This is a genomic window from Halobellus sp. Atlit-38R, from assembly GCF_003665925.1.
Lineage (GTDB): Archaea > Halobacteriota > Halobacteria > Halobacteriales > Haloferacaceae > Haloquadratum > Haloquadratum inordinatus.
The window spans coordinates 1-501 of record NZ_QXIJ01000232.1 but is presented as its reverse complement, the minus strand read 5'-3'; the positions used below and the strand labels follow the sequence as shown (position 1 = coordinate 501).

1 protein-coding gene is annotated in these 501 nt (G+C 72.5%); it reads right to left on the bottom strand.

Annotated elements, in window-relative coordinates; all coding sequences use genetic code 11:
- Window positions 1-84 precede the first annotated feature (84 nt).
- The gene (locus D3D02_RS19100) at window positions 85-294 is read right to left on the bottom strand and encodes a hypothetical protein (RefSeq protein WP_053770698.1); all 210 of its coding nucleotides are present in this window, start codon (window positions 292-294) and stop codon (window positions 85-87) included.
- Window positions 295-501: the final 207 nt, after the last annotated feature.

Genomic DNA, 501 nt, shown 5'->3' with positions numbered 1-501 from the left:
ACGCAATTATTGCTCCCATATTCCCGCGACGATGCGATGTCGCTGCCCGCGAGCGCTCGCGAACGGGGGTTCGGCGGCGCTCGCTCACGCCTCCTCGTCGAACAGCCCCAAGTCCTCGGCGACGAGGTCGGCGAGGCGGTCCTTGATCGCGGGGTCGACCTCCGCGACGGACTCGCCGCCGTGCTTCTGGGCGTTGTGCTTGTCGAGCGCGTCCGCGAGGTCGTCGAGCGGCACGCGGGTCTCCGTCTCGCACTCGTCGCACACGATCGGGACGGACGGCTCGTCGGTGGACATTACGCCGACCATCGCCCGTGTCGGATATATGCCTTCGGGCGTCGGCCGGGAGACCGAGGCCGGCGGCGCCGCCCGCGTCGCCGAGTCCGCCTCCGGCGACGCGAACCGCCACCGTCTACTGGCCCCGCCGCGACCCTCCGGCATGTACGTTCTCGTGACGGGGGCCGCGGGCGGGATCGGCGGGGGCGTCGCGCGCTCGCTCGCGGC

Excerpts from the sequence above, each read along its gene's own strand:
- D3D02_RS19100 (WP_053770698.1), bottom strand. The coding sequence starts at position 294 with ATGTCCACCGACGAGCCGTCCGTCCCGATCGTGTGCGACGAGTGCGAG.